The 12,832-nt window shown below is 67.4% G+C and carries 14 protein-coding genes and 1 riboswitch; of the genes, 9 read left to right on the forward strand and 5 right to left on the reverse strand.

Annotated features, from left to right (window positions below; translation table 11 throughout):
* Window positions 1-4: 4 nt before the first annotated feature.
* A complete protein-coding gene (locus HNS03_RS12390; RefSeq protein ID WP_367195677.1) occupies window positions 5-619 on the forward strand; it encodes a helix-turn-helix domain-containing protein in 615 nt (204 codons plus the stop codon).
* A 31-nt stretch (window positions 620-650) separates the two neighbouring features.
* Here HNS03_RS12390 and HNS03_RS12395 read toward each other — a convergent pair whose 3' ends face one another.
* Window positions 651-1,424 carry a DeoR/GlpR family DNA-binding transcription regulator gene (locus HNS03_RS12395; RefSeq protein WP_367195678.1) on the reverse strand — a complete coding sequence of 258 codons (774 nt, stop codon included), beginning with the start codon at window positions 1,422-1,424 and terminating at the stop codon, window positions 651-653.
* A 62-nt stretch (window positions 1,425-1,486) separates the two neighbouring features.
* Here HNS03_RS12395 and HNS03_RS12400 point away from each other — a divergent pair, with 62 nt between their 5' ends.
* From HNS03_RS12400 to HNS03_RS12420, 5 genes are read left to right on the forward strand one after another with little or no spacing between them, the layout of a single operon-like run.
* Entirely contained in the window at window positions 1,487-2,161 is a 675-nt protein-coding gene (locus HNS03_RS12400; protein ID WP_367195680.1) for a TIGR00725 family protein, read from the forward strand.
* Between the two features lie 51 nt (window positions 2,162-2,212).
* Complete coding sequence (locus tag HNS03_RS12405; protein WP_367195681.1) at window positions 2,213-2,992, forward strand: ABC transporter permease; 780 nt, start codon at window positions 2,213-2,215, stop codon at window positions 2,990-2,992.
* The gene (locus HNS03_RS12410) at window positions 2,989-4,053 is read left to right on the forward strand and encodes an extracellular solute-binding protein (protein ID WP_367195682.1); all 1,065 of its coding nucleotides are present in this window, start codon (window positions 2,989-2,991) and stop codon (window positions 4,051-4,053) included. Before HNS03_RS12405 ends, HNS03_RS12410 begins: the two co-directional genes overlap by 4 nt.
* A 34-nt stretch (window positions 4,054-4,087) precedes the next feature.
* A complete protein-coding gene (locus HNS03_RS12415; protein ID WP_367195684.1) occupies window positions 4,088-4,909 on the forward strand; it encodes an ABC transporter permease in 822 nt (273 codons plus the stop codon).
* Window positions 4,906-5,937 (forward strand): ABC transporter ATP-binding protein, encoded by a 1,032-nt coding sequence (locus HNS03_RS12420; RefSeq protein ID WP_367195686.1) that lies wholly within the window; start codon window positions 4,906-4,908, stop codon window positions 5,935-5,937. The genes HNS03_RS12415 and HNS03_RS12420 overlap by 4 nt, the downstream gene beginning before the upstream one ends.
* Before the next feature lie 102 nt (window positions 5,938-6,039).
* On the opposite strand, the gene HNS03_RS12425 is transcribed toward HNS03_RS12420, so the two are convergent.
* The 3 genes from HNS03_RS12425 to HNS03_RS12435 all read right to left on the reverse strand — a co-directional run bounded on the left by HNS03_RS12425 (window position 6,040) and on the right by HNS03_RS12435 (window position 8,618).
* Entirely contained in the window at window positions 6,040-6,747 is a 708-nt protein-coding gene (locus HNS03_RS12425) for a methyltransferase (protein ID WP_367195687.1), read from the reverse strand.
* A gap of 119 nt (window positions 6,748-6,866) precedes the next feature.
* Window positions 6,867-7,568 carry a YbhB/YbcL family Raf kinase inhibitor-like protein gene (locus tag HNS03_RS12430; protein ID WP_367195689.1) on the reverse strand — a complete coding sequence of 234 codons (702 nt, stop codon included), beginning with the start codon at window positions 7,566-7,568 and terminating at the stop codon, window positions 6,867-6,869.
* A gap of 96 nt (window positions 7,569-7,664) precedes the next feature.
* A complete protein-coding gene (locus HNS03_RS12435) occupies window positions 7,665-8,618 on the reverse strand; it encodes a helix-turn-helix domain-containing protein (protein WP_367195690.1) in 954 nt (317 codons plus the stop codon).
* 226 nt (window positions 8,619-8,844) lie between these two features.
* On the opposite strand from HNS03_RS12435, the gene rpsD reads away from it, so the two are divergent.
* From rpsD to thiD, 3 genes are all read left to right on the forward strand, one after another.
* Window positions 8,845-9,462, forward strand: a complete 618-nt coding sequence (gene rpsD / locus HNS03_RS12440) for a 30S ribosomal protein S4 (protein WP_367195692.1) — start codon at window positions 8,845-8,847, stop codon at window positions 9,460-9,462.
* 148 nt (window positions 9,463-9,610) lie between these two features.
* A riboswitch (TPP riboswitch) is annotated at window positions 9,611-9,713 on the forward strand.
* Window positions 9,702-10,463 carry a hydroxyethylthiazole kinase gene (locus tag HNS03_RS12445; RefSeq protein WP_367195694.1) on the forward strand — a complete coding sequence of 254 codons (762 nt, stop codon included), beginning with the start codon at window positions 9,702-9,704 and terminating at the stop codon, window positions 10,461-10,463. It overlaps the preceding riboswitch by 12 nt.
* A gap of 33 nt (window positions 10,464-10,496) precedes the next feature.
* On the forward strand, window positions 10,497-11,318 hold the full coding sequence (gene thiD, locus HNS03_RS12450) for a bifunctional hydroxymethylpyrimidine kinase/phosphomethylpyrimidine kinase (protein ID WP_367195695.1): 822 nt from the start codon (window positions 10,497-10,499) through the stop codon (window positions 11,316-11,318).
* Window positions 11,319-11,459: 141 nt separating this feature from the next.
* Here the strand turns inward: thiD and HNS03_RS12455 are convergent, their stop codons facing one another.
* Complete coding sequence (locus HNS03_RS12455; RefSeq protein ID WP_367195697.1) at window positions 11,460-12,758, reverse strand: cyclic nucleotide-gated ion channel; 1,299 nt, start codon at window positions 12,756-12,758, stop codon at window positions 11,460-11,462.
* Between the last annotated feature and the right edge of the window lie 74 nt (window positions 12,759-12,832).

Genomic DNA, 12,832 nt, shown 5'->3' on the forward strand with positions numbered 1-12,832 from the left:
GAAGATGCTCGACGCCAAAGCCGCGCCCGACGACCGCCGCATCCGGATGGGGGAGCGGCTACGCGCGATCCGCCATTCCAAAGGGCTCACGCTTGCGGAGGTGGCGGCGCGCTCCGGACTTGCCGTTTCCACCGTCTCCAAGGTGGAGCGCGGCCGAATGGCGTTGACCTACGACCGGTTCGGCCAGCTTGCGGACGGGCTCGGGGTCGACATGGCGGAGCTGTTCTCCGCCGAGGGCGAGCGCTTCCAGCCCGGCCAGGTCGCGGTGGCGCGCAAGGGCGAGTTCGCGCTCCACGTCACCGAGAACTACGTCTACGAGATGCTGTTCTCGGAGGTCTGGAACAAGGCGATGGTGCCGATGCTGGGCACCCTGCAGCCGCACGAGAAGATGAGCTTCGACCGGTTCGTCAGCCACGCCGGCGAAGAATTCGTGATGGTGCTTGCCGGCCGGCTGACGGTCACGTTCGAGGACCGCGAGCCGCTGACGCTGGAGACCGGCGACAGCACCTATTTCGACAGCCGGCGCGGCCATCTCTACGCCTCCGCCGGAGCGGAGCCGGCCCGCATCCTGGTCGTCTGCGCGAAGACCACATTCGGCGCCAACGGCGAGCCGGAGTAGTCGGCCGGCTCCTGCGGGCACCAGCTCCCGCTTAGTCGCCCACCACGATCGCGCAGTCGGCGAGCGCGAACGCTTCCGCCGGGCCGGGCGGCGGCGCGACGTCGGTAATCACCCCCCGCAAATGCCGCGCCAGACAGACCCGCCGTGCCGCCGTGCGGGCGAATTTGGTGGCGTCGGCCAACACCCATCCGTCCTTGGCGGCGTCGAGGGCGGCGCGCTTCACCGCGATCTTCGCCGGATCGAAATCCCAGGCGCTGCCGTCGGCATCGAAGGCGGAAACGCCGAGAAAGGCATGATCCAGCCGGAGGTCGGCAAGAGCGGCGACCGTGTTCGCCCCGGTGATCGCGCCGTCCGGGGTGCGCACCTCGCCGGGCAGCACTTCGACCGTCAGCCCTGAGGCACCGGCCAGCAGCGAAGCCGTGGCAAGCCCCGCGCAGACCGCGCGCACGTCGCCGACACGGCCTTCGCCCAGAACCGCGCACAGGCCCAGTGCCGCCGCCTCGACCGTGGTGCCGACATCGAAGAAGACGGTATCGCCAGAGGCGACGATGCGCGCGGCGGCTGCGCCGATCAGATCCTTGGCGTCGGTGTTGGTGACCTGCTTGGCCGAATAGGTCGGCCGGGCGACCGATCCCGGCAGCCCAGCGCCGCCATGAAACCGCTTCAGAAGTCCGGCACTTTCCATCGCGATCAGGTCGCGCCGCACCGTCTGCGCCGAGCAGCCGAACTCCTGGGCGAGCCGGTCGATCGTTACGAAGCCGACATCATGGACGACTGAAAGAATCCGCTCACGCCGCTCGCCCATGGCTCCAGGATCATGTAAGATTTCGTTCATCCGGCTTCGGCCTATCACAAGAGAGATCATGCATGCCAGTTCTCAAGCGTAGCGCCGACGGCACGATCTGGCGGGGAGAGATGCGATTCGATCCCTGGCTTCTCGACTGGGTCGAAGACGCCGCGCCGTCAAGCCTCACCCGCGTCGGGGCTCGCGAGGCGCTAAGGCTGGCAATGAGCGGCAAGCGCGTGCGGCGCGTGCCCGTCGGCGTGATCGGCCCGCGCGAACCCAAGCCGCGCCAGGAGGCAATCGCCTACGAGGTCGGCTACACGCTCGCCACCCTCGGCCTCCAGATGGCCTGCGGCGGCAAGGGCGGCGTCATGGAAGCCGCCTGTCAGGGCCACCTGGAGGCCGGCGGCGCCCCGATGGGCTTTCTGCCGGACGAGGAATGGACCGGCGCCAACCCTTATGTCGCGATCCCGATCGCGACCGGCATCGGCACCGCCCGCAACGCCATCCTCGCCCGTGCCTGCACCGCCCTGATCGCTGTCGGCGGCGGCTACGGCACGCTGTCAGAGATGGCCTTCGGCCTGCATTGGGACCGGCTGGTGCTGACCCTCGAGGGCGCCCCGGAAGTGCCCGGCGCGGTCACCTGCAGCGATGCCGACGCCGCCATCGACCGGCTCGCCGGCCACCTGCTCCGCCTCGAAGAGCGGCCGAGCCTCGACAATCCGGGCAGCGACGCCGCCCTCACCGTGACGTCATAAAACTTACATTCCGACAAGATATGTAAAATCTCGATCACGAAGGGGGGATCGATGGCGCTCGTGACCTGGGCCTATCTCGTCTATCTGGCGTTGCCGATCGCTCTGCTCGGCATCGGCTCGCTCGGCGAGAGCTGGACCAATACGCTGTTGCCATCGGGCCTCACCGGCGAATGGTACCGGGCCGTCCTCGACGACCCGAGCTTCGTCAGGGCGTTCTGGACCAGCCTTCGGGTGACCGGTGCGACCTGCATCGTCGCCGCCCTGATCGGGCTTCCGCTCGCCTATGCCGCCGTCACCTCGGGGCGCCGCAGTGCCTCGCGCCTGGTTCGTCTCGTCATGCTGGTGCCGGTCGCCGCGCCGGAAATCACCCTCGGCTTCGGCTTCATCATCGCCTTCTCCACGGCGACGACGCCTTGGCTCGGTTCGTTCTTCCTGCTGGTCGCCGGTCACGTCCTGCTGACGCTGCCTTACCTGGTCGCCACCTTGATGAACGACATGGCGGCGCTGAAGCTCGGCGAACTGGAGGCCGCCGCGGGGTCGCTCGGGGCGGGTTTCTGGCGGCGGCTGATCGACATCGTGGTCCCGGTTTCGGCGACGAGCCTTCTGACCGGTCTCGTCACCGTTGCGGCGATTTCCATCGGCGAGTTCCAGCTCTCCAATCTGATCGCCGGCTTTCTCGATCGAACCTACCCGATCGTCCTTCTGCAGGCCTTTTACGGCGCCACCGGGTTCGCGTGTGCGGCGACCGTGATCCTGCTCGTGCTTTCGCTTCTCACCGGAACGGCCGCGGCGACGCTGTCGGCGGCCACCAAAAGGGAGTCCGCTTCATGAAAATGTTCGTAGCCACCGCGGTGGCCGCCGTCGCGTTCGCGACAACCGCGCACGCGTTCGACGGGCCGGAACTCTACGACGGCGAGCAGTCGCTCTACGATCAGGCCGCCGAACAGGGCATGGTCGTGTCGTTCGACACCGGCCCGACATGGGCCAACTGGGCCGCCCAGTTCAAGGCGTTCAAAGAGCGCTATCCGGAAGTCGAGATGGTCTACAACGACCTCGGCTCGGCCGCGACCGTGGTCGCGCTGGAGAAATCCAAGAACCGCCCCCAGGCCGACACCGCCTACTATTTCGCCGGCTCCGCGCTGGATGCCGCCGACAAGGACGTGGTCGCGCCGTTCGAACCGGTGAATTTCGAAAAGCTGCCGGAGCCGTTCAAGGCCGCCGACGGCAAGTGGTTCACCATTCACACCCTCAACGTCGCCTTCCTGGTGAACAAGAACCTGGTCGACGACGTGCCCCAGAGCTGGGCCGATCTCGCCGATCCCAAGTACAAGAACTCGATCGTCTATCTGGATCCACGCTCCACGGGCCAGGGCCAGGTGGTCGTGTTCGCCGCAGCGCTGGGCAATGGCGGCACGATGGACAACGTGCAGCCCGGCATCGACTATCTGAAGAAGCTGCACGACTCCGGCAACGTGCTGCGCACCGTCGGCACCACGCCTTACGCGCAGTTCCTCAAGGGTGAGATCCCGATCTATGTCGGCTACGAGAATGACGGCCTGAAGGCGAAGTACAAGGACGGCATGGGCGACGCCGTCGAGGTGGTGATCCCGGAGGAAGCCTCCGCCGCCGCCCCCTACGCCATCAGCCTGGTGAAGGACGGCCCGAACCCGGCCGCCGGCAAGCTCTGGCTCAACTTCATCATGTCCGACGAAGGCCAGGCCCGCTTCGCCGACGGCTATGTGCGCCCCTCCGTGCCGGGCGTGGAGCTTCCCGCCGAAGTCGCCGAGATGATGCCGGCCGCACCGCAGCTTCAGCCGCTGGACGTCGCCAAGGCGAAGGCCATGAAGTCGAAAATCGACAGCGCCTGGCAGAAGGCCGTCCTCGGCCAATGAGGTCGCCCGACCGAGACAGCGCGCCGGAGGCTTCATGCGCGCATCCATCCTGAAATGGGCGCTGGCGGTCCCCGCCGGCGCCTTTCTCGTCCTCTTTCTGGCCTGGCCGCTCGCCGGCGTGGTCGGCGAAGCGGTGAGCGGCGGCGGCCGCGCCTTCGCCGCCATGGCCGACGATCCGGTGTTCTGGCGCGGGCTCGTCGGATCCGCCGTGCTCGGCACGCTGGCGCCGTTCGCCTCCACCGTGGTGGGGCTTGCCGTCTCGCTGCATCTGGCCACGCTCCCCCCCGCCAAGCGGACCGCGCTGCTCACCGTGATCGCGGTGCCGCTGTCCTTCTCCGGGCTGGTGGTCGCCTACGGCTTCATCCTGGTGTTCGGCCGATCCGGCTTCGTCACCATGCTGCTGGCCGATCTCGGCGCCGACCCGGCCGTCGTCGGCGGGCTGATCTACACCCCAGCCGGCCTCGCCATCGCCTACTGCTACTATCTGATCCCGCGCGCCGTGCTGGTGATCTTCCCCGTGGTGGCGAATTTCGAGACCGAGCAGCTCCACGCCGCCCGGGCGCTGGGTGCCTCGCCCGCTCGCGCCTTCATCGACATCCTGTTGCCCCAGGTCGCGCCCGCCTGCCTGGTCGCGTTTGCGCTGTGCGCCGCCGTTGCGCTCGGCGCCTACGGCACCGCGCTGGCGCTTTCCGGTACCCAGATCCCGATTCTTCCCATGGTGCTTTATTCCAAGATTTCCGATAGTGGCGCCGACCTGCCCTCCGCCGCCGCCATGTCGCTGGTGCTGATCGCACTTGCCTGCACGGTAATGGCGATCGCCGAGCTGGTTCGCCCGCGCGTAAGGGCGGCGGCATGACCGGCAAGACGCTTCAACTGACCCGGTGCAGCAAAACCTATCCGGACGGCACCCGCGCGCTGGAGCCGGTGGACCTCACCATCGCCGCCGGCGAGGTGGTCGTGCTGCTCGGCCCCTCCGGGTGCGGCAAGACCACGCTGTTGCGGCTGGTGGCCGGGCTCGACCGGCCGGACGCCGGCGGCCGGGTCGTCCTCGACGGCCTCGACGTCACCGCCCACCCGATCGAAAAGCGCGGCGTCGGCATGGTGTTCCAGTCCTACGCCCTGTTTCCGCACATGTCGGTCGCCGGCAACATCGGCTATGGGCTCCGCGTCCAGGGCTGGTCTCGGGCGAAGCGAAAGGCACGGGTGGACGAGCTTCTCGCCACCGCGCGCCTGACCGAACTTGCCGGACGACGGGTCGACCAGCTCTCCGGCGGTCAGCGCCAGCGCGTCGCGCTCGCCCGCGCCCTCGCGCCACGCTCCGGCATGATCCTTCTGGACGAGCCGCTGACGGCGCTCGATGCCGGCTTGCGGGAAGGCCTGCGCGCCGAGATCGCCGCCATGATCCGCGACCAGGGCGCCACCGCCGTCTACGTCACCCACGATCAGGCCGAGGCCCTGACCCTCGCCGACCGGCTGGTGGTGATGAACCGGGGCACGATCGCCCAGATCGGTACCCCCCGCGAGGTCTACTACCGCCCGGCGAGCGACTATATCGCCGGCTTCTTCGGACCGGTGAACCGGCTTTCCGGGACGATCGAAGACGGGATCTTTGCGACGGCAACCGGCACCACGCCCGTTCCGGGCCAGCCGGACGGGGCAACCACCCTCGCCTTCAGGCCGGAGGCGGCGATCGTGGGCGGCGGCGGGTTGCGATTCCAGGTGGCCACAAGCCTGTTCGAAGGCGTTCGCCAACGCCTGGACCTTGAGGGGCCGGCCGGCGAACGCCTCGTCGCCTACGCACCGGGGGCGCGGCCCTACGCCCCCGGCGACGAGGTGACGCTCGGCATCGATCCGGACGGGCTGCTGACCTCGTCAGATGGTTGATGGGCGCTGTCCGGTCATTCACGTCTTCGCCAGACAGCGCCCAACCATTGTTAAGACGCAATTTCGGACGGAAAACCGGTTCCCACTTTTCCTGAAATTGCTTTAGACCCGCGCGGTCAGCACCGCGAAACGCCAACGTTTGAAGGTGACATCGATCTCCGAAAAGCCTGCCGCGCGTAGCCAGGCGAACTGATCTTCGATATGGGCGCAGCGGTCGAACGCCATGCGCTGGCGCGCCTTGGCCAGCGCTTCGGCCGGTACGCCGGCCCCAGTCACGTCGTCGAGCCAGATCCGATCGTAGCGCGCTTCCGCCTCCGCGCTCGGGCCGAGCACCATTTCCGCGTTGATGAACAGACCGCCGGGGGCGAGCGCCTTGCGGACGCGGGCATAGAGCGACCGTTGCGCCTCGTGCTCCAGATGATGGATCGCGAGCGCCGAGAGCGCGAGGTCCCACGGGCCGCCGATATCGTCGGTCGCCAGGTCCGCCTTGGCAAGCGTCACCCGGTCGTCGCCGTCGAACCGTTTCGCCGCCTCCGCCAGCATGCCTTCGGAGAAGTCGAGACCGGCAATCCTGGCATCCGGGTTGCGCTCCAGCACCATGGCGGAGAAGAGACCCGTCCCAATCCCGAGATCGACCAGGCGCAAAGGCGACCCACCGTCCACCCCCTCGCCACGCTCGCGCCGCCAAATGTCGATGACGTCCAGGGCATTGCCGTAGAACGCATCGAAGCTGGGAACGAGGCCCCGGCGCATGCCGTCATAGTCGTCGGCGGTGCGGCTGAACACGGTGTGGGGTGCGGTCACGGTCATCGGACACTCCATCGAAACACAGAGGCAGTTATGAACTTCGAATAGGGCTGCGCCGTTGCCGATTTCTGCGCTCCGGCAGGAGCCGATCGATCGACGGGCCGAACGCGCACTCTCTTAGCTCAATTGGCCCTCAGATCGGGATTCAAAGTGTAGCTGGCATGCGCCGAACCCGAGGCGAGAACGTGGCCCTTCATTGCCGCTTCCGCATCCGCCCCGGTGAAGGGACCGGAGAGGCCCAGCGACGGCACATCGAGGGCGAAGATCTCGACCTGGTAGTCGTGCACCCGTTCATCGTTCATTGGCGGGCAAGGCCCGTCATAGCCGCCGTATGTGCCGGCCATGTCTGGGTTGCCGGCGAGGAAGGAGGTGAAGACGTTCGCCCCGCGCACGCCGTGGTCGGTGGCACCGATCGGCTTACCGCCGGCAACCACGCCCTCGCTTTCCGCGCCACGTGCAAGTGCCGTCGTCTCCGCCGGCACGTCGACCAGTACCCAATGATGGATGGTGATCCGCGGCGCGTGCTCGGCAATGACGGTTCCGGGCTTGTTGATCAGTGACATGTCCTTTGGCACGTCCGGATCGGTCATCAGGACGGCATAGGAGCGGGTCCCGTCCGGCCCTTCGGACCAGTGGACGGCGGGGCTGACATTCGCCTCCTGAGCCTCCGGCGGCGGGCAAAAGGCGGCGCTATCGGGAAAGCGGCTGGCCTGCGTCAGACCTTCGATCGTCACGTCGAGGCCGTCGGCGAGCGCTCCTGCGTTCGCCAGCAGAAGCATGGCCACCGCCAGGGCCGGCCCGTGCATCGATTTGGCATGTGTCATCGTCCGTCTCCTTTTCATCGCGCCAACTGGGCACGACGATAGGAGTGCGACGATCGGCGAAGGTGCCGGTTGCGATCAGGAATGCGCCGGCTACGATCAAACCCCGGAGGATCGACGGGCACGCATCGCCGATGGCGGCACGCCGAAGGCCTGCTGGAAGTGGCGGGAAAAGTGCGAGCGCGAGGTATAGCCGGTGGCCGCGATCGCCTCGGCGACATCCGCATCGCGCTCCGCCAGAATCAGGCGCGCCGCCTGCATGCGTTCCGAAAGCAGGATATCGCGCAGCGTCGCGCCCTCCCCTTTCAGCCGCCGGCGCAGCGTCGCCTCCGACATGGAAAGCCGCTCGGCCACGGCGGCCGGCGTCCAAGCGTGGTCGAGCCGGTGACGGATCAAAAGCTGGACGGCCTCGGCCACCGAGCGATCCACATATTTCGGCGCGATCGGCAACACGCCGCGTTCGGCCAGCACAAGCAGGATCTCCAGAATGCGATGATCCACCAGACGGCGGGAAACATCCGCGGTCCCCGCAAGCGCCTCGCCGGCATGCACGATCGCGGAGCACAGCGCATCGTCGAGAAACACAGTCGTCCCGAGCGGCGGCCTGGAAGCCGTGAGGCTTGGCCAGAGCCGGGCCGCCTCGATCACCAGCTTGCGGGCGAACGTGATGCACAGCGCCCGATAGACGCCGCTTACCGCGTCGGGCACGTTGACCACGTCGACATGGGCCCCGGCCGGCAGCGCGATCGCCTCTCCGGCGCAATAGGCTCGCCGTTCGGCGCCCGCAATGACCTCCTTCGTCCCCTCCACCACCACGACCAGTGCGGCCGATGGCATCGTGAGTTCGCCCACCGCCTCGCGGGTGCGGGTCACGAACGCGGTCAACACCGAGTGGTCATGGCCGTCGATCAGATGTCGGGTGTCGGTCGCGGCCCAAGGCTGCAGGGCCTGAAGAAGCCGGCGCCGGACATCGTCGTTTGGTGTAGAAGTGAACATGATGGCATCAAAGCGCTCGGCGTCGAGGCAGACAAGCCCGGCCGCCGATCGGCTCACCCCGACGCCATTTGACTTAGCGAGCGCGATCGCCTATGTCACGCGCCTTCGCTGGTGGCAACGCCGGCGATTTTTTCACGCACCCGTGGGACGAGCGGGCGCCTCGTTTCGTCCCTGTCGGCTCTTTGGTCGTTGCGGCCTTTCGGAGCAAAGGAGGGGGCGTGTCCATCGTTCGAAAAGAACCTCCGTTCTCAAGAACAGTCATCACACGAAGGACACCGCTTTCATGTCGAAGCGCCATTCGCAGAAGTATAAAATTGACCGCCGGATGGGCGAAAACATCTGGGGTCGCCCGAAGAGCCCGGTTAACAAGCGCGAGTACGGCCCCGGCCAGCACGGCCAGCGCCGCCGCGGCAAGCTTTCCGACTATGGCGTGCAGCTGCGCGCCAAGCAGAAGCTGAAGGGCTACTACGGCAACATCTCCGAGAAGCAGTTCCGCCGGATCTACGACGAGGCCGTCCGCCTGAAGGGCGACACCTCCGAGCGCCTGATCGGCCTGCTGGAGAGCCGTCTCGACACCCTGGTCTACCGCGCCAAGTTCGTGCCGACCGTGTTCGCCGCCCGCCAGTTCGTGAACCATGGCCACGTCATGGTGAACGGCCGCAAAGTCAACATCCCGAGCTATCGTTGCAAGGTCGGCGACGTGATCGAGGTGCGCCAGCGCTCCAAGGAGATGGTGCTGGTGCTGGAGGCCGTCGGTCTCGCCGAGCGCGACGTGCCGGACTATGTCGAGGCCGACCACTCCAAGATGAGCGCAACCTTCTCGCGCGTGCCGGGTCTCACCGACGTGCCCTACCCGGTGCACATGGAACCGAACCTGGTGGTCGAGTTCTATTCGCGCTGATTGTCGCGCCTTCCAACGAATTTCGGGCCGCCCCTCGGGGCGGCCTTTTTCATGTCTGGCCGTTCGTTTCTGTCAGAACCGGTGGGCAACGCCGCAGCGTTGGGCGCCATCCCTTGCGTCGGGTTTGCAAGCCGACTAAGTCGAGTGAACTGTCTCAAAGGGGTGCCCGAGCGGGCTGAGAGGCGCTAGACGCTAACCCTTAGAAACCTGATCCGGATCGTGCCGGCGGAGGGATTGAGATGACGGATATCACGTCCGCTCCTAATCGCATCGATGCCTTCGCCGTTGCCCGCGTCATAGCGCGGGTGCGCGATTGGGCGCCGCGCGTCCATTGCATCACCAACACCGTCGCCCAGAATTTCACCGCCAACGTGCTCGCCGCGATTGGCGCGGTGCCTTCGATGACGGTCCATGCCGACGAGGTCGCTTCGCTGGTGGAGAGCGCCGACGGCGTACTGATCAATCTCGGTACCCTCGATCCGGAACGGCGCGCCGGGATCGAGGCCGCCGTCCAGGCGGCTCGCGCCAACGGCAAGGCATGGGTCCTCGACCCGGTCAAGGTCGACCGGGTCCCTTTGCGCCGAGCGTTCGCGCTCACGCTGATCAAGCAAGCGCCCGCGATCGTGCGTGGAAACTCCGGCGAGATGACCGCCCTCTTCCCGGCGATCGCGGCGGCAACCGGCACCGCCTTCGCCGTCACCGGCGCCCGCGACAGCCTCTCGGACGGTACCCGCACGGTTCTTGTCGACAACGGCCACCCGATGCTGGCCCGGATGGTGGCGACCGGCTGCGCGCTTTCCGGGCTGATCGCCGCCTGCCGGGCCGTCGAAAGCGATTCGCTGCTGGCCGCTGCCGCCGCGACGGTCGCCTGGGGCGTGGCCGCGGAGCGGGCCGCCATCGGTGTCGCCGGACCGGGCAGCTTCGCCGTCCGCGTGATCGACGAGATCGGCGCGATGGACACCCCCACGCTCGAGCGCCACGCCCTGATCAGCCGGGGTTGAGGCGTGATTTTGCCGTCAGGAGATACGGAAACCATGACCACCCCGATCGCGCTGACCATCGCCGGAACCGACCCCTCCGGCGGCGCCGGCATCCAGGCGGACCTGAAGACGTTCGCCGCTCTCGGCGTCTATGGGGCCTCTGTCATCACGGCGCTGGTGGCCCAAAACACCCAGGGCGTGCGTGCGATCCATGACGTGCCGGTCGACTTCATCCGCGCCGAGATCGATTCCGTGTTCGACGACCTCATCGTCGACGCGGTGAAGATCGGGATGCTGTCGAAACCCGCCGTGATCCAAACGGTCGCCGACGCGCTGGATGCCCACGGCGCCGGCCAGATCGTGCTCGACCCGGTGATGATCGCCGCTTCCGGCGATCCGTTGCTCGACGAGGACGCCATCGGACACGTGCGCGACGTGCTGCTGCCCCGCGCCCATCTGATCACGCCGAACCTGCCCGAGGCGGCCACGTTGCTGGACACGGAAACCGCCGAGACGCCGGAGGCCATGGAGGCTCAGGCGGAACGGCTGCTCGCGCTCGGGCCGGCCGCCGTCCTCCTGAAGGGCGGGCACGGCAGCGGCGCCCAGTCCGCCGATCTGCTCGTCAGCCGCGATGGTGGAGCGCCCCGCTGGTTCGTCGCCGACCGGATCGCCACCAAGAACACCCACGGCACCGGCTGCACGCTGTCGTCGGCGATCGCCGCCGGCCTCGCCAAGGGCCTGCCGCTTGCCGACGCGGTGGCCGCCGCCAAGACCTATCTGACCGAAGCCCTCGCGGCCGCCGACACGCTGACGATCGGGAAAGGCCGTGGACCGGTCCACCACTTCCACGCCCTTTGGCCGTCGGGATCGAAATAGCCGATCGGACTGCGCACCGCGACGCAACGTCCTGCGCAGCCCGCACTGCGCAAATGCCGTTTCGTGGCAGAAACGGGTTGGCCCGAGCGTTGGTCAGCCGACACGTGAAAGAGGAATCGGCGCAAGCAGCGCCATTGCGCATTACTGCGCGCTGCGCGCACTGCGCACCAAGGCTGCGTAAAGGTCCGGTCGGCGCCGCGCGATCACCTTCAGATCGTCCTCGGGCAGGATCAGAATGCGGGTGGTCGTGGTCGCAACCAGCGGGCCTTCGGTCCCAAGATCGGCGACCGACAGTGGCCCTCCGAACATGTCGCCCTCCCCCAACAGGACCGGATCGGGATCCGGTTGCGGGGCGGAGGCACCCCCACCCACTCCCTCTCCCTCCTCCACGGTCGCCTGCGGATCGTCCGAAGGCGGAGGCAGAGGACGCCCCGGGCCCTCCAAGGTGCCGAACACGACGATGAAGAGGTCGGCCGGCTCCTCGTGGGAGTGCACCACGATATCGCCCGGCTGAAAGGAGCGGGCCACCAGCCGCGGCATAATCCGCACGACGGTTGCCGCATCGAGCCGGGCGAAGGCCGGCACCCGACCGATCATGCCCCACGTCACGGTGAAGTCGCGCCGACGGATCACTTCGGCAAAGGCGGAGGACAGGATCGCTGTCGGCAACGCGATGAAGGCGAAGCCCACCACCATGGTGACGACCGCGATCATCCGGCCGAGCGGGGTAATAGGAACCGCATCGCCGTAGCCGACCGTCGTGATGGTCACGATCGCCCACCAGAGCGAGTGGAGCACGCTGCCGAAATCGTGCGGCTGGGCGGCCCCTTCCGCATGGGTGATGCTGGTTGCCGAAATGAGCACGATCGTCGCCAGGATCACCGCGCAGGCGGTCAGCGCACGCCGTTCCGCAAAAATCGCCTCCGCCAGCGCTTCCATGCCGCCGGAATAGCGAAACAGCTTCAACAACCGAACGATCCGGAGGAATACAAACGAGGACAAGTCGAGCGTCACGAACGGTGCCGCCGCAAGCGGCAGGATCACCAGCGCATCGATCAGCGCGGCCGGCGTGAGCATGTAGCGAAGCCGTGCTTTCCATTGCGACAGCAGACGGTAGCGGGGATGCTCCACGCAAGACCACACCCGCGCCCAATATTCGATGGCGAAGATCACCAGCGTCGCCACTTCGACGGTGACAAGCAACCCGCCATAGTCGGCCCGAAGCGCGGGCTCCGTCGCCGCCAGCGAGAAGGCCACGTTGACGAGGACGAGCGCCATCAGCGAGTAGCGAATCGCGATCGCCCAGGGGTCCGGCGAGCCGTCGCTTTCAAGCAGCAGATAGGTGCGGCGGCGAAGCCGCTCCCACGGCGTCCTCGGATGAGGATGCGCTGCCGGCACCTGTCGGCCGGGTCCCTTGGCCTGGTGCGCTCCTTCGGTCACCGCCTGCGCCCTTCCCGTAGCCGGCACCGGACCGCAAACGGCAAGACCGCCCCGGCCGGCGCACCAGCCGAGGC

It is taken from the genome of Amorphus sp. 3PC139-8 (genome assembly GCF_040750475.1).
In the GTDB taxonomy this organism is placed as follows: Bacteria; Pseudomonadota; Alphaproteobacteria; order Rhizobiales; family Amorphaceae; genus Amorphus.